The following is a 21,134-nucleotide window of genomic DNA, read 5'->3' on the forward strand; positions in this document are numbered from 1 at the left end:
CCCGCGCTTTCATGCGACGGGACGCGCTACGACGTCAAGGCAGTCGGTATGCGCCGGAGTCCTGTTGCGCATTGCTCGGGACGCCCGAATCGTCCACATGGACGTAAGCGGCGAGCGCCTCGGGGAGCAGCGGTTTCATTGCGCGTACGCCCGCAACCGCATACGGACGAAGCAGCGCGTTGCGCCAGAATTCCTCTTTGGGCAGTTCGGTCAAGCCTGCGAGGGCGACCAGAATCAGCACCAGAACGACCCCACGCACGAGGCCGAACATCAAGCCGAGCGAGCGGTCCGCACCGCCCAGTCCCGTGACCTGCACGAGGCGGCTGAGCAGCGCGCTAACCACGCTCGTGACCAGCACTACGCCGATCACCACGAGCGAAAAAGCCAGCAGCCACTGCGTCAACGCGCCGCCCGGCCAGGTAGACGGGATATACGGGACCACGTAGCCCACGAACTCGCAAGCGATGAAAAACGCCGCGACCCAGCCGATCAAACCAAACACTTCCGACAGCAAACCGCGCCAGGCGCCTCGCAGCGCCGACAAACCGATCACCGCCATTACAGCGTAGTCGAAGGCAGTGAACATCGCTCGCTTACTGTGCGCTGCTGCCGTTCGAGCCCGACACGAGGCCCGCCTCGCGGACCTTCGCGACAGCAGCGGTGGCCGCGGCACGGTCGGCGAACGGGCCCGCACGCAGCAATGTCAGCGTCGAGCCGTCGGCTTGTTTCCTATGTTCCGTATATGTGGGCACGCCTGCCGCTTTCAACTTCGCTGCCCAATTGCGCGCGTTCGTTTCGTTTGAGAAGGCGCCGAGCTGCACCGCGAAACGGTTGCCAGGCGGCGAGGCCGGCGTGCCGGAGTTCGCGTCGGCGCTGGCGGTGGCCGTGTTCGCTTCGTCGTCGGTCGACGCCGACGGTGCGGTGGCGGGTGCCTTCGTCTGTTTGGCGGGGGCAGCAGGCGCAGTGTTGGCTGCGAGCGACTGCGTTTGCGGCTTCGCGGCGGGTTTCGGCGTGACGGCGGTAAGAGCGCCAGTTGCGGCGGAGGGGGTCGCTCCTTGTTTCGCTGCGGTCGATTGCGTCGATTGCGTCGGTTTGGCGGCGGAGGCCGAGGCTGCCGCCGTGGTCGCCGCGCTCGTTGCCGGCGCGAGGCTGGACGCAGCCACGCCCGTGTCGGCGGCCGGCGGATTGTCCGGCGCGACGCCGGCCTGCACGTCTTCGTTGTCGGTGGATCTGGAGAGCTTCGGCGCGGGCCGGTTCGGAATGTCGATCGAGATGTCGTCGGTGACGGGCTTGGGGTGCGAGTCCAACACCATCGGCAGGATGATCACCGCCGCGACAACCAGTGCGATTGCGCCGACGAGCCGGCGGCGCGCGCGCTGCTTTTCAGGCAGTGTGGGGTCGAGCAGCATTGCATCTGCATCGACGGTGCGCTCGGTGCGGCGGGTGCGCCGCTCGACGCGTTCGCCCCGGGCGGCCCGATTGGAACTGGTGTTTGCGCCGCGCCGGCTGGGCGCGTCGTCTTTCTTGCCGAACGAGAAAATTCCCATGAATCGCTTGGTTCGAGCCTGGTGCCCGCTCAGTGTTGCTGCGATTTCCGGTAGGCCATCACACCCGCTACCGTATAGAAACTGCCGAAGACGACGATTCTATCATTCTCTGACGCACGTTTTAGCGCGTCCTGGAAAGCCAGCGCCGGCGTTGTGTAACGCGTGACGCTGCTGTCGGCGCCGTCTTCCACGCCCAGCTCGCGCAACACGGTTTCGATCTCTTGCGCGGACGCAGCGCGCGGGGTCGGCAGATCGGTTACGCACCAGTGATCGATCTCGCCTTTCAGATGATTGAGCACGCCGGCGATGTCCTTGTCACGCATCGCGCCGAACACCGCGTACGTGTACGGGAAAAAGCCCATGTTGCCGAGGTTCTGCCCGAGCACCGCGGCGGCATGCGGATTGTGGCCGACGTCGAGCACGATGGACGGCTTGCCCGGCAGCACCTGGAAACGGCCCGGAAGATCCACGTTGGCGATGCCGAGCCGGATGTCCTGCGCGGACACCGGCAGACGGTCGCGCAAAGCTTCGAGCCCGGCCAGCGCCGCCGACGTGTTGATCAGCTGATTCGCCCCGCGAAGCGATGGATACGCGAGCGCCGAGCGCCGCAGCGTCGGGCCGACATAGCTCCACTGCTGTCGCTCGCTGCCGGCCTGGCCTTCGTAACGGAAATCGCGGCCGAACAACCACAATTGCGCGCCGATCTTTTCCGCGTGATCGATCAACGATTGCGGCGGCACCGGGTCCGCGCAAATCGCGGGCTTGCCGGGACGGAAGATACCGGCCTTTTCGAACGCGATTTTTTCGCGCGTGTCGCCGAGGTAGTCTGTGTGGTCAATATCGATGCTCGTGATGATCGCGCAGTCGGTATCGAGGATATTGACCGCGTCGAGACGGCCACCGAGGCCCACTTCGAAAATCACCGCGTCGAGGCCGTGCGACGCGAACAGGCTCATGATCGCTAGCGTCGTGAATTCGAAGTAGGTCAGCGTGACCGGTTTGGCGAGGCTCAGGCGCGCGGCCTCGACGGCTTCGAAGTGCGGCAGCAGATCTGCGTCGTTTGCCATTGCCCCATCGATGCGCGCGCGCTCGTTGAACGACAGCAGATGCGGCGACGTGTGGCAGCCGACCGTATAGCCCGCGCGCAGCAGGATCGCTTCGAGAATCGCGCAGGTCGAGCCTTTGCCATTCGTGCCGCCGACCGTGATGATCGGGCACGCAAACGATAGCTGCATCGCATCACGTACCTGGGAGATGCGGCCCAAACCCATGTCGATGCCGACCGGATGCGCAGATTCAAGGTGCGTGAGCCACGCGTCGAGAGTGGGGAATGTCGTCATCGGGTGAATCTTGAGTGGGTCGCGGTAGTCCGGTTCTGCAGTGCTGCGAAGGGTGCTGGTCAGGCGGTTGCGGTTGCGGTTGCGGTTGCGGTTGCGGTTGCGGTTGCGGTTGCGGTTGCGGTCGCGGTCGCGGTCGCGGTCGCCGGTCATGAGCGTAGGCCGTTGCGCGGTTTATGCGCACAAACCCGCGCCTTGAGCCGCGCCAGCTTCGGCTTCGACCGCTGCCGCATCGCAGGCGACCGTAATTATCCTGGAAATGACAGCGCGCCGCTTGATTGCTCACGCGGCGCGCTATTTTTTTGATTGCTTCTCTGGCTCCGCCGCGTCTTCGACAGCGGGGCGAAAGAGCGGCAAATGCGGTGCTGCCCGGCTTTTACGCGACTGCGTCCGCCGGCTGATGGCTCAACAGCGCCAGCAATTGCGCGATCTCTTCGCGCAGCTTGCGACGATCGACGATCATGTCGATCGCGCCCTTTTGCAGCAGAAACTCGGCGCGTTGGAAGCCTTCCGGCAGTTTCTCGCGCACGGTCTGTTCGATCACGCGCGGACCAGCAAAGCCGATCAGCGCCTTCGGTTCGGCGATCACGACGTCGCCGAGGAATGCGAAACTCGCGGACACGCCGCCCATCGTCGGGTCGGTCAGCACCGAGATGAATGGCAGCTTGGCTTCCGCCAGCTTCGTGAGCATCGCGGTGGTCTTTGCCATCTGCATCAACGACAGCAAGCTTTCCTGCATTCGCGCGCCGCCCGAAGCGGTGAAGCAGATGAACGGCACTTTCTGTTCGAGCGCGTTCTGCGCGCCGCGCGCGAAACGCTCGCCGACCACCGAACCCATCGAGCCGCCCATAAACGAGAACTCGAAGTTCGCCACGACGACCGGCAGCGTGTGAATCGCGCCGCCCATCACGACCATTGCGTCGGTCTCGTCGGTTTCGTCCATCGCCTCTTTAATGCGCTCAGGGTACTTGCGGCTATCTTTGAACTTCAGCGCGTCGACCGGAACGATTTCCTGGCCGATTTCGTAGCGGCCTTCCGGATCGAGCAGGCCGTCGAGCCGCTCACGTGCGCCGATGCGCATGTGATGGTCGCACTTTGGGCAAACATGCAGATTGGCCTCGACGTCGTTGCGATACAGCACGGCTTCGCACGACGGGCACTTGATCCACAGGCCCTCCGGAATTCCCTTGCGGTTTTTCGGGTCGGTTTGTTTGATTTTTGGCGGCAGCAGCTTATCGAGCCAGCTCATAGGGAATCCTTCTGGGTCAGCAGTCGCGCGAACGGCGGGACGAGCCCGCCGCTCACGTTACCGCGACAAAAAATAACTGTTATCGGGCATTCGCGAGGCTATCGAGCGCCTCGCGCACCTCGGCAATGAAACGCGTGAGCGTCTCGGCAGCGGCGTCGGGCGCTGCCTGTTCGAGCAATTGAACGATACGGCTGCCGATCACGACGGCATCGGCCACCTCGCCCACCGCACGCGCCGTTTGCGCGTCGCGAATGCCGAAACCGACGCCCACCGGCAGGGGGACGCGCGACTTGATGGCCGGGATTTTACTCGCGATGCTGGAAACGTCCAGATTTGCGGCGCCGGTGACTCCTTTCAGCGACACATAGTAGACGTAGCCGCTGGCGATGCGGCCGACTTCCGCGATACGTTCGTCGGTTGAAGTCGGCGCGAGCAAAAAGATCGGATCGATCCCGGCAGATTGCATCTGTTCCGCGAAGTTTGCGCACTCTTCAGGCGGATAGTCGACCACGAGCACGCCATCGACACCGGCTTCCTTCGCGGCTTTCGCGAAGGCCTCGGCGCCCATTCGCTCGATCGGATTCGCATAGCCCATCAGCACGACCGGGGTTTTGTCGTCGGCTTCGCGGAAGCGTTTGACGTCGGCCAGCACATGGCGTAGCGACACGCCCTTCGCGAGCGCGCGTTCAGACGACTGCTGAATGACAGGACCATCGGCCATTGGGTCGGAAAACGGCACGCCAAGTTCGATCACATCGGCGCCGCCGGCGGCGAGGGCGTGCATGAACTCAACCGTGCGAGCCGGGTCCGGATCGCCAGCGGTCATGAACGGGATCAAGCCTTTCTTACCTTGGGCGGACAGCGTGGCAAACGTGTTCTTGATACGGGACATGGAAGTACTCTCGAATTAGGGCCATCGCGCGCCCATTGCCGCGCGCTTTTCAGCGAACTTAGCGGCGAATCTCGCGCTTTTCACTGCACTTCGGTCGACGACTGCACTTTTGGCCTGGCTCGGGTCCGACGGGGCGCAGCAGGCGTAGCGGCGGCGCTGACGCGCTCGCGCGCTATCGCGCAATAGCTCTCGTTGATCTCATAGCCGACGAATTCGCGCTGATGACGGGCGCAAGCGACTGCGGTGGTGCCGCTGCCCATGAATGGGTCGAGCACGCGGCCGCCCTTCGGGCAGCTGGACAGTACCATTCGCTCGACGATTTCCAGTGGTTTCTGGGTCGGGTGCGCAACGCGCTCGGCGTGTTGCCGATGCAGACGCGAAACTGACCAGACATCCTTCGGATTATAGCCAAGCTCCAACCACTTGCTTCCTTCGAACAACTTTCGCGAACGGGCCTTCTTCGTGACTGCATCGTACGGGATGCGGACGGGATCGAGATCGAAGAAATAGTCCTTCGACACCGCGAAGAAACCGATGTTGTCGTGCACTGACGTGAAGCGGCGCGTGGTGCCGCCCATACTCGGCACGCGCCGGTCCCAGATGATTTCGTTGACCATCGTGAGTTTCGTCTTCAGGAAACTGAAGATTTCCGGCGCGTATTGCCAGGTGCAGAAGATATAGAGCGACCCTGTTGGCTTGAGCTTCGGTACAGCGAGCTCTAGCCAGCCGCGCGTCCAGACGAGAAATTCCTCGCCCGTGCGCATGTCCGAGTCGTTGCCATAGTCCTTCCCCAACCCATAAGGCGGATCACAGACGATCAGGTCGATCGACCCATCGGGAATGTTCGCTACATCGGTTAGAAAATCGCGGTTCAACAGCTGAATGCCGGCCGGCACCTGCGCCAGCAGCGGTGCAGATGCCGCGGCCGTCGGTACCTCGGCGGCCGGATTCGCGGTTTCAATTGCCGGCTGCGGCTCGTCGAACTCGTCACGCATCGTCGCGGCTCAGAACTGGATACCCGATCGCTCGGCGACCGTGTGCATGTCCTTGTCGCCGCGGCCCGACAGGTTGACCAGCAGAATCTTGTCTTTCGACAAGGTCGGCGCGAGTTTCGTAGCGTAAGCGAGCGCGTGGCTCGACTCCAGCGCAGGAATAATGCCCTCGATGCGGCAGCAATCGTGGAACGCCTTCAGGGCTTCTTCGTCGGTGATGCCTACGTATTGAGCGCGATTGCTCTCTTTTAGCCACGCATGCTCGGGGCCGACGCCCGGGTAGTCGAGGCCTGCCGACACCGAATGGGTCTCGATGATCTGGCCGTCTTCGTCTTGCAGCAGATAGGTGCGGTTACCGTGCAACACGCCGGGACTACCGGCGATCAGCGATGCCGCGTGACGCCCCGTTTCGAGGCCGTCGCCGGCCGCTTCGACGCCGACCAACTGCACGGAACTATCGTCGATATACGGGTAAAAGATTCCCATCGCATTCGAACCGCCGCCAACACACGCGATGACGGCGTCCGGCTGACGGCCAGCGAGTTCTGGCATCTGCACGCGGCATTCGTCGCCGATCACGCGCTGGAAGTCACGCACCATCATCGGGTACGGATGCGGACCCGCAACAGTGCCGATGATGTAGAACGTGTTTTCGACGTTGGTGACCCAGTCTCGCATCGCTTCGTTCAGCGCGTCCTTCAGCGTGCGCGACCCCGATTCGACCGGCACGACCGTCGCACCGAGCAGTTTCATGCGATAAACGTTCGCGGCCTGGCGGTGCACGTCCTCGACGCCCATGTAGACCACGCACTCCATTCCGAAGCGCGCGCAGATCGTCGCCGTGGCCACGCCGTGCTGACCGGCACCGGTTTCCGCGATCACGCGCGGCTTGCCCATGCGCTTGGCAAGCAGCGCCTGGCCGATCACGTTGTTGATCTTGTGCGCGCCGGTGTGATTCAGGTCTTCACGCTTCAGATAAACTTGCGCGCCGCCGAGCAATTCGCTCCAGCGCTGTGCGTGATAAATCGGGGACGGGCGACCCACGAAATACTTCAATTCGCGCTCGTACTCGGCGACGAACTCCGGGTCTTTCTGATATTTCTCGTACGCTTCACGCAACTCGTCGAGTGCGGAAAACAGCGTTTCGGCGACGAATACACCACCAAATTGGCCGAAGTGGCCTCTTTCGTCAGGCAAGTTGTACATGGTGATCACTCTTCTCAGGATGGCTCGCGGCTTTCATCGGAAAGCGCCCGCGAGCCTGAATCATTCAGCGTCCGCAGCGCGCACCGCGCGTACGAACGCCGCCATCCGGGCGTGATCCTTCACGCCCCGGGCGCCCGCTACTTCGATGCCGCTCGAGACATCGACCGCGTACGGGCGCACGCGATGGATCGCATCACTGACGTTTTGCGCGTTCAACCCACCACTCAAAACGGCCCGATGCGCGAGCTCTGCTGGAATAAGTGACCAATCGAAAACCTTCCCACCGCCGCCGTAGCCTTCGACATGGGTGTCGAACAGGAGACCACTGGCTGCTGAATAGTTGAACGCCGATTTTACCAAATCGGCCGATCGAGTATCCGCCGCAACCCGCAATGCGCGCAACCAAGGCAAACCCGCAACGCCGGCGAGCGCCTCGCACTGCTCAGGCGTCTCGTCGCCGTGGAACTGCAACAGCGTCAGGTTCACGTTGCTCGCGACTTCGTGAACCCATTCCGGCGTCGCGTTGACGAACAGACCGACGACCGACACGAACGGCGGCACCTCATGCACGAGTTCGACCGCTTGCGCGACGCTCACCGAGCGCGGGCTCGGCGGATAGAACACGAGGCCGATCGCGTCGGCGCCGAGGTCGATCGCGTGTGCAATGTCGACGGGTTTCGATAGTCCGCACAGCTTGATGCGCGTGCGATGTGGCACGCCTTGCAAGGCGGTGGCGTCGGTCTGAATGGCGGGGTTCTCTGCTGCTTTCATGTTTCCGGTTGCTCGGTCCATACGCTGCTCCACGGCACGCTGCCCGTCGCCGGGTCGGGCACGCCGAATCGCTCAGGATAGCCCACTTGCGCGAGGTATAAGCCGTCTGACATGAAGGTCGGCGCCGCGCAATCGCGGCTACGGCTCGCGAGCACGTCGGCCATCCACGCGGCCGGGCGGCGGCCGCCGCCGATTTCGATCAGACAGCCCATCACGTTGCGCACCATGTGATGCAGGAACGCGTTCGCGCGGAAGCGGAAATGCACGAAGTTACCCTGTCGTTTGACGTCGATCTGGTACAGGTGCTTGAACGGCGTCTTCGACTGGCATTGCGACGAACGAAACGCCGAAAAGTCATGCTCGCCGATCAGGTGCTCGGCGGCCGAGCGCATCGCGTCGACGTCGAGTGGCGTGTGCATCCAGCCGGCGCGCGTCGTGAGCATCGGCGAGCGAACCGGACTTATGTACAGCACGTAGTAATAGGTCCGCTCGAATGCCGAAAACCGCGCGTGAAAATCGTCGGGCATCGGCTTGGCCCATTGCACGCCGATCGTCTTCGGCAGAAACGCATTTGGGCCGCGCACCCAGGAGATGTCGAGGCGATCGAGGTCGGTGTCGAAATGCACGACCTGGCCCAAGCCGTGCACACCGCGGTCAGTGCGGCCGGCGACCACCGTCTGCACGGGCGTGCGCGTGAATTCGCGCAGCGCCCGTTCGAGCTCGTCCTGTACCGTGTTGCCGTGCGGCTGCGACTGCCATCCAGCGAATCCGGCGCCGTCGTATTGCACGCCTAATGCGATGCGCTTCACGACAGCGGTGCGAGAGTCGAAAGCAACGCGCGGGCTTCGGTGCGCGTGGCTGGATCGTTCGCTTCGATCACTTCGTTGATGAGCGCGCGCGCGCCCGCCAGATCGCCGAGCTCGATGTACTCGGAGGCCAATTCCAGCTTGTTGCGAGCGATGCGGCCGAGATCGGCCGGCGTGAAGGCCGGCAATGGCTGAGCCGGGCTCGGCGGCAACTCGAGGTCGAAGTCGAGCTTCAGCGCGCCGAAGCCGGCCGCGCCGAGGCCCGCGACGGCGCCGTGGCCGGCTGTGCCGGCGGCGATCTGGTCGGCGATGTGCGGGGCGTCGTCGTCCGCGCCATGGACGCCGAAGGCCTGCTGCGCGGTCGTGTCGGGCGATGCGACCGGTTGCGTCGACAGCGACGTGGAAGGCTCCGCTTCGCCGACGGTGGGCACGTCGATGCGCGGTGGCAGCGGCATGTTGAGGCTGCCGAACGCGTCGACGGCCTCGCGCGGGAACTCGGTCGGTGCGGACGGCGCGGGTTCCGTCGGCACGGGGATGTCGCTGAACGGCTGACCGAACGACGTGGTGGGGCGCGGTTCGATCTGATGTTGCGTGAAATCGATCACTGGGGGTGGAACGTTCAAGGGGGACTGCGGTTCGGCCGTCGTGGTGTGCGACGCTGTCGAGGGCGGTTCTGCGGCGCTCGGGCTCGGGGTTGTCGTCGTGCCTGTCGTTTTCTCTGCGGTCGGACTTTCTGTGGGTTCCTCGTCCCATTGCAGGCGATGCGCGTTCTCGTCCTGCGTCGCGGCGCTGACCGGTTCGAGCGGTCCCAGCGGCAACGCGTCGGCGCCGAGTTCTGCCGCGGCGGCGAGATTGGCGGCCGTCGCGGCGGAGCGAAGCGTCTCGTCATGGGCGGGCGCGACCGCCGGTGGTTCGCTGGACAGTTCGCTTTCGCTGGGTAGCGGGATGCTGGCGAGTGGCGCCGTCGGTGCAGTAGGTTCGGGCGTGCCTGCTTGCTGTGCCGCCTGTTCTTCTGCGGCGCGCTCGGATGCGCTGCGTTCTGCTGCTATGCGTTCCGCTTCCGCATGTTCGGCGGCGACGCGTGCTGCTGCTTGTTCGGCTGCTGCCTGTTCGGCTGCCGCTTGTTCCGCTGCTGCGCGTTCCGCCGCGGCGTGTTCTACGGCCGCTGCACTTTCCGCTGCGGCTTGCTCGACTGCTGCACGTTCGGCTGCCGCGCTTTCTGCTGCGGCTTGCTCGGCTGCTGCAGGTTCCGCAGCCGCACGTTCCGCTGCGGCGCGCTTGGCCGCCGCCTCCTCGGCCACCGCGCGCTCCGCTGCCACCCGCTCCGCAGCCGCGCTTTCTGTCGCTGCCTGTTCGGCTGCCGCACGTTCCGCAGCCGCATGCTCTGCTGCTGCGGCCTGCCGTGCAACCTCTTGGTCTTGTGCGTCCGATCCTTTCGTGACCGCCGCCTGCCCCGCCGCCGCGCCGCCATTGCGCGAATCGGCCTCACGCGCGGATCTCGCCATTTCTGCATCAGTTGCCTGGGCAGTCCGTGCCGCGGCCTCTTTATCGCGCTTGCGGCGACCCATGCGCAGAGCAGCGAGCAGAACGATCAGTGCCGCGCCCACGGCCGCCGCGATGCTCAAATCGCGCTGAGAGATGCCGCCCTCATTCGACGGCGACGTCGTCACATTCGCGCGCTCCGGCGCCACGGCCACAGTCGCCGCGGAACCTGCCGGTGCCGGCTGCGCAGCGCTCGTCGGCGTTGGGCCTGAAGCGACGGGCGCCCCGCCGATACCGTGCTTCTGCAACTCCATCAGCACGCGGTTTTTCAGCGCCAGCAATTGCTGCAGACTCGACACCTGCGGATGCGGCTGCGAAGCCGCCTGCGCGGCCGCGGCCGCCGGTGCAGTCGCGGTCGCTACCGACGGCGCTTGTCCGGCGGGCGCGCTCGCCCCCGGTTGAATCGATCCGGCCCATTCTTGCGTGCCACTCGTCGCCACCGGCGCCGAACCGGCCACTGGCGCGGACGAAACCGCACCGCCCGCCGCCGCGCCGGTCGATACCGCCGCGCTGGCCGCGCCGGAAACCGTGGGTGCGGCTGGCGTCGTCGCTTGAGCCGCCGCGCTGGCCGCACTCGCGGCGGCGGCGTTGACCTGCGCGACTGCACTCGCCGTGCTGGCGGCAGCCGCCGCCGCGGCCGGCGCGGCAGTCGGCGCGGAAGCGGGCGCAGCCGCCGTGGACTCCGACGCCCCTGCCGCGGCCCCAGTCGACGAAGCCGCCAAGGCCCCCGACGCATCGAGCGCCGGCACGATCAACACCGCTCCTACACGCATCCGGCTCGGATCGTGATTCATGAACGCGGCTGGATTCGTGTCGAACAATGCGTGCGTAGCGCGCGCGAGTACCGCCCGGTCATGCGACTGCGTAATAGCGATCGCGACATCGTTCAGCGACTGCCCTGCGTGTACGGTGTACTGAGAGCCCGCAGCGACAGCAACGACAGCGGTAGCGGAACTGACAGCGGAAGCGGCATCCGGCGCGCTCGTGGCACTAGCCGGCGCGGCAAGCGCATTGCCCGCGCCACCGCCGAGCAGCGCAAGGACGAAAGCGGCACAAGCGGCCATCGCCGCCGGACGGCTGCTGAATCGCACCTTCTCGTGACGAATGGACATAGCCCGAAGAGCGGAGCGTCGAAAGTTCATCGGGACTCCTGGCGCGTCAGCGCGCAGCCTTTTTTGCGAGTGGAAAGAGACAAGATGATCGGAGCACACAATGAAAAAAGCGCCGCGCAAGCGCGACGCTTCTTGAGTTGTCTACGCGTCGTGAGCGCGTAGTTTACTTTACTTGTCGAGCACAATGCGAAGCATACGACGCAGCGGTTCAGCCGCGCCCCACAGCAGTTGATCGCCGACCGTGAAGGCCGACAGATACTCGCCGCCCATCGCGAGCTTGCGCACGCGGCCGACCGGCACCGTCAGCGTACCGGTGACAACCGCCGGGGACAGATCGCGCATCGACGCTTCGCGTTCGTTCGGCACAACCTTGACCCAGTCGTTGCCCGACGCGAGGATGTCGTTCACTTCGTCGAGCGGCACGTCCTTGTTCAGCTTGATCGTGAGCGCTTGCGAATGGCAGCGCATTGCGCCGATCCGCACGCACAGACCATCGACGGGAATCGAACCCGGCGTGCCCATGGCCGGCTTGCCGAGGATCTTGTTGGTTTCCGCGCCGCCCTTCCACTCTTCCTTCGACATGCCGTTGCCGAGATCCTTGTCGATCCAGGGAATCAGCGAGCCCGCGAGCGGCACGCCGAAGTGGTCGGTCGGCATGCTGTCGCTGTTCATCGCTTCGAGCACGCGGCGGTCGATGTCGAGAATCGCCGAAGCCGGGTCTGCCAGTTCGTTCTTCACCGCGCCGTGCAGCGTGCCCATTTGCGACAGCAATTCGCGCATGTTCTGCGCGCCCGCGCCGGATGCGGCCTGATAAGTCATGGCCGTCATCCAGTCGACGAGGTTTTCGCGGAACAGGCCGCCCAATGCCATCAGCATCAGGCTGACCGTGCAGTTACCGCCGATGAAATTCTTCTGGCCTTTGACGAGCGCGTTCTTGATCACGTCGAGGTTGACCGGATCGAGAATGATGACCGCGTCGTCCTTCATGCGCAGCGACGATGCCGCGTCGATCCAGTAGCCGTTCCAGCCCGCCGCGCGCAGCTTCGGGAACACGTCGTTCGTGTAGTCACCGCCCTGGCAGGAAATGATCGCGTCGCACTTCTTCAGGTCGTCGATGCTTGTCGCATCTTTGAGCTTGGTCTCGTTTTTGGCGAACGAAGGCGCGTTGCCGCCCGCGTTGCTGGTGCTGAAAAACACCGGTTCGATCAAGTCGAAATCGCCTTCCTGCTGCATACGTTGCATCAGGACGCTGCCGACCATGCCGCGCCAACCTACGAGACCTACGTTCATGACTTCATACCCTTCGAATGGAAACTTCCCCGCATCTTTGCCCGCAGTGACCGCGCGGGGAAGATGGGCGGGCACGGCGGACGATCAGCGCTTCGTGATCGTTTTCGGGGTAATGGTTTTGATGGTAATGGCGAACTCGATCGCACGGGCCGTTGTGCCATGCATTTTGGAAATCGAGGAGATTGGGGAGATCTGAGCCATCGCAAGAATATACACGAAAACGGAAAACTGGCGGCGTTCTTCGCCGTATGACGCGCAAATCGGCCTGTTTCAAGGCCCGATTCGCGTTTTTAAAAGGCCGGTATCGTTGACCTGGCCGCCGCACGCCCTCGCTCTGCGAGCGCATGCGGTGCACGCGTTTTACAGCGCGGCCACGACGGCATCGCCCATCGCGGCGGTGCCGACCTGCTTGCAACCCGGCGTGAGAATGTCGCCGGTGCGATAGCCCTGTTCGAGCACCTTCTTCACCGCGGTTTCGATGCGATCGGCCTGCTCCGCCTTGTTCAGCGAATAGCGCAGCATCATCGCGGCCGACAGGATCGTGGCGAGCGGATTGGCAACGCCCTTGCCGGCGATATCCGGCGCGGAGCCATGCGACGGCTCGTACAAGCCCTTGTTGTTCTTGTCGAGCGATGCCGACGGCAGCATGCCGATCGAGCCGGTCAGCATGGCCGCCTCGTCGGACAGGATGTCGCCGAACATGTTGCCGGTCACGATCACGTCGAACGACTTCGGCGCCTTCACGAGCTGCATCGCGGCGTTGTCGACGTACATGTGCGACAGTTCGACGTCCGCGTATTCCTTCGACACGTCGATCATCACGTCCTTCCAGAACTGCGACGTTTCGAGCACGTTGGCTTTATCGACCGAGGTGAGCTTCTTGCCGCGCTTTTGCGCCGCCTGGAACGCGACGTGCGCGATGCGACGCACTTCGGGTTCCGAATAGCGCATCGTGTCGAAGCCTTCCTTCGCGCCGGCGAACAGGCCGTCCGGCGACGTACGCAGGCCGCGCGGCGCGCCGAAATAGATGTCGCCGTTCAGTTCGCGCACGATCAGGATGTCGAGACCCGAAACGATTTCTTCCTTCAGCGACGATGCGCCCGTCAGTTGCGGGTAGCAGATCGCCGGACGGAAGTTCGCGAAAAGTTCCAGGTGCTTGCGCAGACCGAGAATCGCCTGCTCAGGGCGCAGCGCGCGTTCGAGCTTGTCGTACTTCCAGTCGCCGACCGCGCCGAACAGGATCGCGTCGGCTTCCTTCGCGAGCGCGAGCGTCGAATCCGGCAGCGGGTGGCCTTTCGCTTCGTAGCCCGCGCCGCCGACCGGCGCTTCTTCGAGTTCGAACTTCTCGCCGAGCACGTTCAGGACCTTGACGGCCTCCTTGACGATTTCGGGACCGATGCCGTCGCCCGGCAACACTGCGATCTTCATGCGAATTCCTTGATGATTTTTTCGGATCTTTCTGGCGCGAACCGACATTGGCGCGCGGACTTCACGCCCCTACCGCCCTCACGGTTTCGCTTAACGGATGAGGCGATTGTTCAGCCACGGTTGCTTCGCGAGACGCTCCGCTTCGAATTGGCGGATCTTGTCCGCGTGACGCAACGTGAGGCCGATGTCGTCGAAACCGTTCAGCAGACAATACTTGCGGAACGCCGCGACTTCGAACGGATATTCGGTGCCGCCGTCGGCCGTGCGCACGACTTGCGCTTCGAGGTCTATCGTCAGCTCGAAGCCGTTGAACGCATACGTCTCGTTGAACAGATGATCGACCTGCTGTTCGGTCAGCACGATCGGTAGCACGCCGTTCTTAAAGCAGTTGTTGTAGAAGATGTCCGCGAAGCTCGGCGCGATCAGCGCGCGAAAGCCGTATTGCTGCAATGCCCAGGGCGCGTGTTCGCGCGAGCTGCCGCAGCCAAAATTCTTGCGCGCGAGCAGCACCGAGGCGCCCTGGTAGCGCGGCTGGTTCAGCACGAAATCCGGGTTCAGCGGACGCTTCGAGTTGTCTTGACCCGGTTCGCCGTGGTCGAGGTAGCGCCATTCGTCGAACGCATTCGGACCGAAACCCGTGCGCTTGATCGACTTCAGGAACTGCTTCGGAATGATCGCGTCCGTGTCGACGTTCTCGCGATCGAGCGGCGCCACGACGCCGGTGTGTACGATGAATTTATCCATGACGCTTGCGCCTGTTCAGGACCGGGCGATGCGACTGGCGGCTGGAACCCCCGCGCCGTATCGCCGGCAAAAATCAAAAACCGCTTATTTCTCAGCGTGATTGCTGATCGAATTGCCGAGGTGCGACATGTCCTGGCCGAATCCGTGCACCGTGTTGCAGCCGGCAAGACCGAGCAGGAGCCCGGCGAACGTGCCGAGTGCGAAGCGGCGCAATAGAGTGGTGCGATTCATGTTCTTCATCATGCGATTTATCCGAGCTTGCGAATGTCGACAAAATGCCCTTCGATGGCCGCAGCCGCGGCCATTGCGGGGCTCACCAGGTGCGTGCGGCCACCAGCGCCCTGACGACCTTCGAAATTGCGGTTCGACGTGGACGCGCAACGCTCGCCCGGCTCGAGCCGGTCGGCGTTCATTGCCAGACACATCGAGCAGCCCGGCTCGCGCCATTCGAAACCGGCCTCGGTAAAGACCTTGTCGAGGCCTTCACGCTCCGCCTGCGCCTTCACGAGACCCGAACCCGGCACGACCATCGCCAGACGGATGTTCGGCGCGACGCGACGGCCGAGCTTCTTCACGACGTAAGCCGCGGCGCGAATGTCTTCGATGCGCGCGTTGGTGCACGACCCGATGAAGATTTTATCCGGCTTGATCGACTCGATCGGCGCGTTCGGCTCGAGCGCCATGTACTTGAGCGCGCGCTCCATCGCGTCGCGCTTGACCGGGTCCTTTTCGCGCTCCGGATCCGGCACGCGGCCGTCGATCGGCGTGACCATTTCCGGCGACGTGCCCCAGGTGACCTGCGGCACGATTTCGGCGGCGTTCAACTCGACCACGCGATCGAAATGCGCTCCGTCGTCCGACTTGAACTGCTTCCAGTACTCGACCGCGTGATCCCACTCGACGCCCTGCGGCGAGAACGGACGGCCTTTCAGGTATTCGACCGTGGTATCGTCGACGGCGACCATGCCGGCGCGCGCGCCCGCTTCGATCGCCATGTTGCAGACCGTCATGCGGCCTTCCATTGTCAGCGAACGGATCGTCGAACCGCCGAATTCGATCGCGTAGCCGGTGCCGCCCGCGGTGCCGATCTTGCCGATGATCGCGAGCACGATGTCCTTCGCGGTACAGCCGCGCGGCAATTGGCCCTCGACCTTCACGAGCATGTTCTTGCTCTTCTTCTGCAGCAGCGTTTGCGTGGCCAGCACGTGCTCGACTTCCGACGTGCCGATGCCGTGCGCAAGCGCGCCGAACGCGCCGTGCGTGGACGTGTGCGAGTCGCCGCAGACGATCGTCATACCCGGCAGCGTGGCGCCCTGTTCCGGCCCGATGATGTGAACGATGCCCTGACGCAGGTCGTTCATCTTGAACTGTGTGATGCCGAAGGCGTCGCAGTTGGCGTCGAGCGTGTCGACCTGCAGCTTCGACACCGGATCGGCGATGCCGTGGCTGCGGTCCGTGGTCGGCACGTTGTGGTCGGACACGGCCAGGTTCGCGCTGATGCGCCACACCGGACGCTGGGCGATTTTCAGGCCTTCGAACGCCTGCGGGCTGGTCACTTCATGCAGCAGGTGGCGGTCGATGTAGAGAATCGTGGTGCCGTCGTCTTCCGTGTGGACCACGTGCGTGTTCCACAATTTGTCGTAGAGGGTCTGTGCCATGGTATGCGGGGTAGTAATGACTGCGGGCTGACTGTGTCGATCGATTATGCCACGCTGCGCACCGCGATGGGCTGCATAGACGGCGAAAAAACCGATAAAAAACATGGGGTTGGCTGGTAGTGCCGATACCTGTATCGGTGTTACCCGGCAACCATCGGCGACCGGCGACGCCAATGCGCCGCACGCCCGACCCGCGGCGGCCGCAGAAACAGAAACGCCCCAACGGTCAACCCGTTGAGGCGTTTCATTCACTTCAATTTCGCGCTTGTGCGCGGCAAGTATGCCGCGACGAAGCGCGCGTATCGGGTTCGATCAGCGATCAGCGCTGTACGATCGGCTTCGCTTCACGCAGCGTCTCGCCGATGAACAGCTGACGCGGACGGCCGATCTTCTGCTCGGGATCGGCGATCATTTCGTTCCACTGCGCGATCCAGCCGACCGTGCGTGCCATCGCGAAGATGCAGGTGAACATCGACGTCGGAATGCCCAGCGCGCGCTGCACGATGCCCGAGTAGAAGTCGACGTTCGGGTACAGCTTGCGCGACACGAAGTACTCGTCTTCGAGCGCGATCTTTTCCAGCGCCATCGCGAGCTTGAACAGGGGATCGTCGTGCAGGCCCAACTCTTCGAGCACTTCGTGGCAGGTTTCGCGCATCAGCTTCGCGCGCGGATCGTAGTTCTTGTACACGCGGTGACCGAAGCCCATCAGTTTCACGCCCGAGTTCTTGTCCTTCACCTGCTTGATGAACTCAGGAATGTTGTCGACCGAGCCGATTTCTTCCAGCATGGTCAGCGCGGCTTCGTTCGCGCCGCCGTGCGCCGGGCCCCACAGACACGCGATACCCGCCGCGATACACGCGAATGGATTCGCGCCCGACGAACCGGCGAGACGCACGGTCGACGTCGACGCGTTCTGCTCGTGGTCCGCGTGCAGGATCAGGATACGGTCGAGCGCGCGCACCAGCACGTCGTTGACCACGTACTCTTCGCACGGGTTCGAGAACATCATGCGCATGAAGTTCGCGCTGTACGACAGGTCGTTCTTCGGATACACGAACGGCTGGCCGATGCTGTACTTGTACGCCATCGCGACCAGCGTGGGCAGCTTCGCGATCATACGGATCGCCGACACTTCGCGGTGACGCGGGTTATTGATGTCGAGCGAGTCGTGATAGAACGCCGACAGCGCGCCGACCGCGGCGACCAGAATCGCCATCGGGTGCGCATCGCGACGGAAGCCACGGAAGAAGAACTGCATCTGCTCGTGCACCATCGTGTGCTTCGTGACGGTGCCGACGAATTCGGCCTTCTGCTTCTCGTTCGGCAGCTCGCCGTTCAGCAGCAGGTAGCAGGTTTCGAGGAAGTCGGCGTTCTGCGCGAGGTTGTCGATCGGGTAGCCGCGGTAGAGCAGTTCGCCCTTGTCGCCGTCGATGTAGGTGATCGCCGAATTGCACGCCGCCGTCGACATGAAGCCCGGGTCGTACGTGAATTTGCCGGTCTGGCCGTACAGTTTGCGAATGTCGATCACATCCGGGCCAATCGTGCCCTTGTAAATCGGCATTTCAACGCTCGGCGAATTGTCGCTGAACGATAGCGTGGCTTTAACATCTGACGGGGTCATAGCACATCCTCAATCGAAGTATGGATACAGGGTTTCGATAATTGCACGCCTGGAACAACGGACTGGCGGCGCTCAAGCGTTGCGCAGCAACTCCAGAACCCGGACCACGTCCGGGTCGGCCAGATCGCCTTCTGGTTCCTTGCGCGCGAGCAGCAAGTCCATCAGGTCGTTATCGCTCAGCTCGAGCAGGCGCGTGAGTGCGCCCACGTCGGCATCGCTGAGGTCATGCTCATATCGGCTGAAAAAACGCTCGAAAATCAGGTCGTTTTCCAGCAGGCCCCGCCGTGCGCGCCAGCGAAGACGCGCGCGGCGGAGAGGGTCGGACTGATGCGATGTTTCGGTCATGTCGGTACACCCCGCGCCGCGCCCGAGCGCACTGACCGCCCTCTCGGGGGCAGCGCGCGCCAGGGAGCGCGGAGCTCATTGATACTAGACAGCGCGGCGAACCATCAATTCCTTGATCTTGCCGATTGCCTTGGTCGGGTTAAGGCCCTTCGGGCAAACGTCGACACAGTTCATGATGGTGTGGCAACGGAACAGACGGTACGGATCTTCCAGGTTGTCGAGGCGCTCGCCGGTTGCCTGGTCGCGGCTATCCGCGATGAAGCGGTAGGCTTGCAGCAGACCAGCCGGGCCGACGAACTTGTCCGGGTTCCACCAGAAGCTCGGGCACGACGTCGAGCAGCTCGCGCACAGGATACATTCGTACAGGCCGTCGAGCTCGTCGCGTTCTTCCGGCGACTGCAGACGTTCCTTCTCCGGCGGCGGCGTATCGTTGATCAGGTACGGCTTGATCGAGTGATACTGGTTGAAGAACTGCGTGAAGTCGCAGATCAGGTCACGCACGACGGGCAGGCCCGGCAGCGGACGCAGCACGATCTTCTGCGGCAGGTCGTTCAGGTTCGTCAGGCACGCGAGGCCGTTCTTGCCGTTGATGTTCATTGCGTCCGAACCGCACACGCCTTCGCGGCACGAGCGACGGAACGACAGGGTTTCGTCGAGCGCCTTCAGCTTGATGAGCGCGTCGAGCAGCATGCGTTCGTGCGAGTCGATTTCGATCTCGTACGTCTGCATACGCGGAGCGGCGTCCTTGTCCGGATCGTAGCGGTAAATTTCAAATGTACGCTTGGCCATTTCTCTGAATTCCTTTGACTTGTGCCTTAGAAGGTACGCGCTTTCGGCGGAACCGATTCGACGGTCAGCGGCTTCATGTGAACCGGCTTGTAGTCGAGGCGATCGCCTTCGCTGAACCACAACGTATGGCGCAGCCAGTTTTCGTCGTCGCGATGTTCGAAGTCGTTTTGCGCGTGCGCGCCACGGCTTTCCTTGCGCGCTTCGGCGGAGACCATCGTGGCGCGCGCCACTTCGATCAGGTTCGCCACTTCGAGCGCTTCGATACGGGCCGTGTTGAAGACCTTCGACTTGTCCTTCAGATGGATGTTGTCGACGCGTGCCGCCACTTCACGGATGGCCTCGACGCCTTCGGCCAGCAGTGCCGACGTACGGAACACGCCAGCGTGCTTCTGCATCGTGCCGCGGATGTCGTTCGCGACCGACTGCGCGTACTCGCCCGACGACGAGTTATCGAGCTTCGCCAGACGCGACAGCGCGAAGTCGGCTGCATCGGCCGGCAGCGGCTTGTGTTCCTTCAGTTCCTTCACGTGCTTGACGATGTGGTTGCCGGCAGCGCGGCCGAACACCACGAGGTCGAGCAGCGAGTTCGTGCCGAGACGGTTCGCGCCGTGCACCGACACGCACGAGCATTCGCCCACTGCGTAGAAGCCGTTGACGACTTCTTCGGGGCCGCGCGGCGTACCGACGACCTGGCCGTTGATGTTCGTCGGAATACCGCCCATCTGGTAGTGGATGGTCGGCACGACCGGAATCGGCTCTTTAATGCAGTCGACGTTCGCGAACTTCAGCGCGATTTCGCGGATCGACGGCAGACGCTTCATGATCGTCTCGGCGCCGATGTGCGACAAGTCGAGCAGCACGTGATCCTTGTTCGGACCCACGCCGCGGCCTTCCTTGATTTCCTGGTCCATGGAACGCGAAACGAAGTCGCGCGGCGCCAGATCCTTCAGCGTCGGCGCATAGCGCTCCATGAAGCGTTCGCCGTTCGAGTTACGCAGAATACCGCCTTCGCCGCGCACGCCTTCGGTGATCAGCACGCCCGCGCCGGCCACGCCGGTCGGGTGGAATTGCCAGAATTCCATGTCCTGCAGCGCGATGCCCGAACGGGCCGCCATGCCGAGGCCGTCACCGGTGTTGATGAATGCGTTGGTCGATGCCGCGAAGATCCGGCCCGCGCCGCCCGTGGCGAACAGCGTGGTCTTGCCCTCGAGAATGTAGACGTCGCCGGTTTCCATTTCCAGCGCGGTCACGCCGAGCACGTCGCCGTCGGCGTCGCGGATCAGGTCCAGCGCCATCCATTCGACGAAGAATTGCGTCTTGGCAGCAACGTTCTGCTGGTACAGCGTGTGCAGCAGCGCGTGACCGGTACGGTCAGCCGCCGCGCAGGCGCGTTGCACCGGCTTTTCGCCGTAATTCGCAGTGTGGCCGCCGAACGGGCGCTGATAGATCGTGCCGTCCGCGTTACGGTCGAACGGCATGCCGAAGTGTTCGAGTTCGTAGACGGCGTTCGGTGCTTCACGGCACATGAACTCGATCGCATCCTGGTCGCCGAGCCAGTCGGAGCCCTTGATCGTGTCGTAGAAGTGATAGTGCCAGTTGTCTTCGCTCATGTTGCCGAGCGAAGCGCCGATGCCGCCCTGGGCAGCGACCGTGTGCGAACGCGTCGGGAACACTTTGGACAGCACGCAGACCGACAGACCGGCGCGCGCCAGTTGCAGCGACGCGCGCATCCCCGAACCGCCCGCGCCGACGATGACCACGTCGAAGCGGCGACGCGGCAGAGAATTCTTGATTGCAACCATGCT

At 63.5% G+C, this 21,134-nt stretch carries 19 protein-coding genes; all 19 read right to left on the minus strand.

Going from position 1 to position 21,134, the window contains the following annotated elements; translation table 11 throughout:
• Positions 1–34 precede the first annotated feature (34 nt).
• Positions 35–586, minus strand: coding sequence for a CvpA family protein (locus tag HDG39_RS06835; RefSeq protein ID WP_184004328.1), 552 nt, complete (start codon positions 584–586; stop codon positions 35–37).
• A 7-nt stretch (positions 587–593) separates the two neighbouring features.
• The gene (locus tag HDG39_RS06840) at positions 594–1,547 is read right to left on the minus strand and encodes an SPOR domain-containing protein (RefSeq protein ID WP_184004330.1); all 954 of its coding nucleotides are present in this window, start codon (positions 1,545–1,547) and stop codon (positions 594–596) included.
• A 29-nt stretch (positions 1,548–1,576) separates the two neighbouring features.
• On the minus strand, positions 1,577–2,887 hold the full coding sequence (folC, locus tag HDG39_RS06845) for a bifunctional tetrahydrofolate synthase/dihydrofolate synthase (RefSeq protein ID WP_184005198.1): 1,311 nt from the start codon (positions 2,885–2,887) through the stop codon (positions 1,577–1,579).
• Positions 2,888–3,260: 373 nt separating this feature from the next.
• Positions 3,261–4,133: an acetyl-CoA carboxylase, carboxyltransferase subunit beta gene (gene accD, locus HDG39_RS06850; protein WP_018424130.1), complete on the minus strand. Its 873-nt coding sequence runs from the start codon at positions 4,131–4,133 to the stop codon at positions 3,261–3,263.
• A 79-nt stretch (positions 4,134–4,212) separates the two neighbouring features.
• Positions 4,213–5,025 (minus strand): tryptophan synthase subunit alpha, encoded by an 813-nt coding sequence (gene trpA / locus HDG39_RS06855; RefSeq protein ID WP_018424129.1) that lies wholly within the window; start codon positions 5,023–5,025, stop codon positions 4,213–4,215.
• An 80-nt stretch (positions 5,026–5,105) separates the two neighbouring features.
• Positions 5,106–6,020: a DNA-methyltransferase gene (locus HDG39_RS06860; RefSeq protein ID WP_184004332.1), complete on the minus strand. Its 915-nt coding sequence runs from the start codon at positions 6,018–6,020 to the stop codon at positions 5,106–5,108.
• Positions 6,021–6,029: 9 nt separating this feature from the next.
• Complete coding sequence (trpB, locus tag HDG39_RS06865; RefSeq protein WP_184004334.1) at positions 6,030–7,223, minus strand: tryptophan synthase subunit beta; 1,194 nt, start codon at positions 7,221–7,223, stop codon at positions 6,030–6,032.
• 60 nt (positions 7,224–7,283) lie between these two features.
• Positions 7,284–7,994, minus strand: a complete 711-nt coding sequence (locus HDG39_RS06870) for a phosphoribosylanthranilate isomerase (RefSeq protein ID WP_018424126.1) — start codon at positions 7,992–7,994, stop codon at positions 7,284–7,286.
• Complete coding sequence (truA, locus tag HDG39_RS06875) at positions 7,991–8,803, minus strand: tRNA pseudouridine(38-40) synthase TruA (protein WP_184004336.1); 813 nt, start codon at positions 8,801–8,803, stop codon at positions 7,991–7,993. The genes HDG39_RS06870 and truA overlap by 4 nt, the downstream gene beginning before the upstream one ends.
• Positions 8,800–11,484 carry a FimV C-terminal domain-containing protein gene (locus tag HDG39_RS06880; RefSeq protein WP_184004338.1) on the minus strand — a complete coding sequence of 895 codons (2,685 nt, stop codon included), beginning with the start codon at positions 11,482–11,484 and terminating at the stop codon, positions 8,800–8,802. Before HDG39_RS06880 ends, truA begins: the two co-directional genes overlap by 4 nt.
• 138 nt (positions 11,485–11,622) lie before the next feature.
• Positions 11,623–12,744 (minus strand): aspartate-semialdehyde dehydrogenase, encoded by a 1,122-nt coding sequence (gene asd / locus HDG39_RS06885; protein WP_184004340.1) that lies wholly within the window; start codon positions 12,742–12,744, stop codon positions 11,623–11,625.
• A gap of 360 nt (positions 12,745–13,104) precedes the next feature.
• The gene (gene leuB, locus HDG39_RS06890) at positions 13,105–14,172 is read right to left on the minus strand and encodes a 3-isopropylmalate dehydrogenase (RefSeq protein ID WP_184004342.1); all 1,068 of its coding nucleotides are present in this window, start codon (positions 14,170–14,172) and stop codon (positions 13,105–13,107) included.
• A gap of 90 nt (positions 14,173–14,262) precedes the next feature.
• Positions 14,263–14,916, minus strand: a complete 654-nt coding sequence (gene leuD / locus HDG39_RS06895; protein ID WP_184004344.1) for a 3-isopropylmalate dehydratase small subunit — start codon at positions 14,914–14,916, stop codon at positions 14,263–14,265.
• Between the two features lie 84 nt (positions 14,917–15,000).
• Positions 15,001–15,159, minus strand: a complete 159-nt coding sequence (locus tag HDG39_RS06900) for an entericidin A/B family lipoprotein (protein ID WP_184004346.1) — start codon at positions 15,157–15,159, stop codon at positions 15,001–15,003.
• Positions 15,160–15,164: 5 nt separating this feature from the next.
• Positions 15,165–16,574, minus strand: coding sequence for a 3-isopropylmalate dehydratase large subunit (gene leuC / locus HDG39_RS06905; protein ID WP_090808290.1), 1,410 nt, complete (start codon positions 16,572–16,574; stop codon positions 15,165–15,167).
• 319 nt (positions 16,575–16,893) lie between these two features.
• Complete coding sequence (gene gltA / locus HDG39_RS06910; RefSeq protein WP_184004348.1) at positions 16,894–18,195, minus strand: citrate synthase; 1,302 nt, start codon at positions 18,193–18,195, stop codon at positions 16,894–16,896.
• A 72-nt stretch (positions 18,196–18,267) separates the two neighbouring features.
• On the minus strand, positions 18,268–18,540 hold the full coding sequence (locus HDG39_RS06915; protein ID WP_018424116.1) for an FAD assembly factor SdhE: 273 nt from the start codon (positions 18,538–18,540) through the stop codon (positions 18,268–18,270).
• An 84-nt stretch (positions 18,541–18,624) separates the two neighbouring features.
• Positions 18,625–19,329 (minus strand): succinate dehydrogenase iron-sulfur subunit, encoded by a 705-nt coding sequence (locus HDG39_RS06920; protein WP_184004350.1) that lies wholly within the window; start codon positions 19,327–19,329, stop codon positions 18,625–18,627.
• Between the two features lie 26 nt (positions 19,330–19,355).
• Positions 19,356–21,131 carry a succinate dehydrogenase flavoprotein subunit gene (sdhA, locus tag HDG39_RS06925; RefSeq protein WP_184004352.1) on the minus strand — a complete coding sequence of 592 codons (1,776 nt, stop codon included), beginning with the start codon at positions 21,129–21,131 and terminating at the stop codon, positions 19,356–19,358.
• Positions 21,132–21,134: the final 3 nt, after the last annotated feature.

The organism is Paraburkholderia lebeckiae, from assembly GCF_014201005.1.
GTDB lineage: Bacteria > Pseudomonadota > Gammaproteobacteria > Burkholderiales > Burkholderiaceae > Paraburkholderia > Paraburkholderia tuberum.